Origin of the sequence: Saccharomonospora iraqiensis subsp. paurometabolica YIM 90007 (assembly GCF_000231035.2) — a bacterium.
GTDB classification, from domain to species: Bacteria; Actinomycetota; Actinomycetes; order Mycobacteriales; family Pseudonocardiaceae; genus Saccharomonospora; species Saccharomonospora paurometabolica.
The window spans coordinates 315,794-317,440 of the sequence record NZ_KI912247.1 but is presented as its reverse complement, the minus strand read 5'-3'; the positions used below and the strand labels follow the sequence as shown (position 1 = coordinate 317,440).

General features: G+C 74.1%; 1 protein-coding gene and 1 pseudogene. Both read left to right on the top strand.

Annotation, left to right across the window (positions count from 1 at the left end; all coding sequences use genetic code 11):
- Positions 1 to 221 (top strand): annotated as a pseudogene (locus SACPADRAFT_RS33060) (hypothetical protein); the annotation flags it as partial.
- Positions 222 to 709: 488 nt separating this feature from the next.
- Positions 710 to 1,360 carry a membrane protein YczE gene (gene yczE / locus SACPADRAFT_RS0215850; protein ID WP_007027539.1) on the top strand — a complete coding sequence of 217 codons (651 nt, stop codon included), beginning with the start codon at positions 710 to 712 and terminating at the stop codon, positions 1,358 to 1,360.
- Positions 1,361 to 1,647: the final 287 nt, after the last annotated feature.

Below are 1,647 nucleotides of genomic sequence, written 5' to 3'. Positions count from 1 at the left end.
GCGCTCCGCAGAGCCCCGCCCCCGCCACCCCGGCCGCGTTCGCGGGCACCCAGGGCTCCGCGGCCTCCCCGCACGGGAACGCGGGCGGGCAGCGCACCGAGCACGCGATCCTGACCGACCAGCCGACCGGAACCCAGTTGCGACTGCTCGGCGTCAGCCGGGAACACGGAAAGCGCGCGGTCGACACGGAGTCGACCCGTCCCGTGACTTCACCCGACTGACGGATACCGATTCCGCCGGGCGCAGCGTGTCTTTTCAAGATCGTTTTCTCCGCGCGCCCCGGTGACCCTCCCGGTCATTTCGGCAGATTCCGTTCAGCAGGGGTTCGTTCTCGTGTCTTCGATGCTTCCCGTTCGACCGACCGCGCCCGGTCGTGACGGGTCCCGGTCCTGGTGCCGCGTTGCCCCCGCGGCGCCGGGGCCCCCTGGTGCGCGTCGGCTGTTCCCGCTCACCGCGCCGAGCCGGAACACCGCACCGACGCGGACCTGAGCCGCAGGGCCCGTTCCGGCATGGCGAGGGGCGATGCCGGGACCGGCCCGCGGCGGTCGTGCCCTCCCCCGGGCACGGCGACGAGCCGGTGCGCCGGATGCCACAACCGTCCTTTTCCCTGGAGTGACGGCACTACCTCGCATCCGGCGCACCGGCTCCTCCTCTTGCGGGCCAATTCGGCCCGGACCGGCTCTGGAGAGGCACCGCAGGCGGGGCGACAGTGGTCGGCGTGGCCGTTTCCGTGACCTCCGCCGACCTGCGTCCGGTGCCCGTCACCACCGCCCCGGCGCGTCGACTCCCGCAACTGTTCGCCGGGCTGGTGCTGTACGGCACGAGCATGGCGATGATGACCCGCTCGGGCCTCGGTCTGAACCCGTGGGACGTGCTGCACGAGGGAATCGCGGGGCGCACCCCGTTGACCTTCGGCGCGGTGACCGCGGTCACCGCCGTCGGGGTGCTGGCGCTCTGGTTCCCGCTCCGGCAGCGCCCGGGTGTCGGCACCGTCGCCAACGTGCTCGTCATCGCGGTCACCGTCGACGTGGTGCGCCTGCTCCTGGCCGACGCGCGGTCGCTGCCCTGGCAGGTCACCCTGCTGGTGGGCGGGATCCTGCTCAACGCACTCGCCACGGCGGCCTACGTCGGTGCCCGCCTCGGCCCCGGCCCCCGCGACGGACTGATGACCGGCCTCGCGGACCGGACCGGGCGGTCGGTCCGCCTCGTGCGCAGCGGCATCGAGCTGACCGTGCTCGCCGTGGGCTGGCTGCTCGGCGGGACCGTCGGCGTGGGCACCGTCGGCTACGCACTCGCCATCGGCCCGCTCACCCAGTTCTTCCTCCCCCACCTCATCTGGACCCCGCGGGCACCGCACTGACGGAGGTGACCCGGTGACCGCCGACGGTGGCGTGGTCTCCACCGGATCCGCCCCGCGCGAGGATCTCCGGGATGATCCCTGATGTCCGGGGTGTGCCGTCCGGGACACACTGACGCCCATGGGGAGACCGGGGAGATCAGGGCATCCGGGAGGCGACGCTCCCGGGGACACCGACGAGCCCGGACGGAGCACCGGAGGCGCCGACACCGGGACGGAGGTGGCCGCCGCGACGGACGCCGCGTCCCCCGCCACCCCCGCGTCCACCGCCGCCCCCGCTGCCGCCGGGG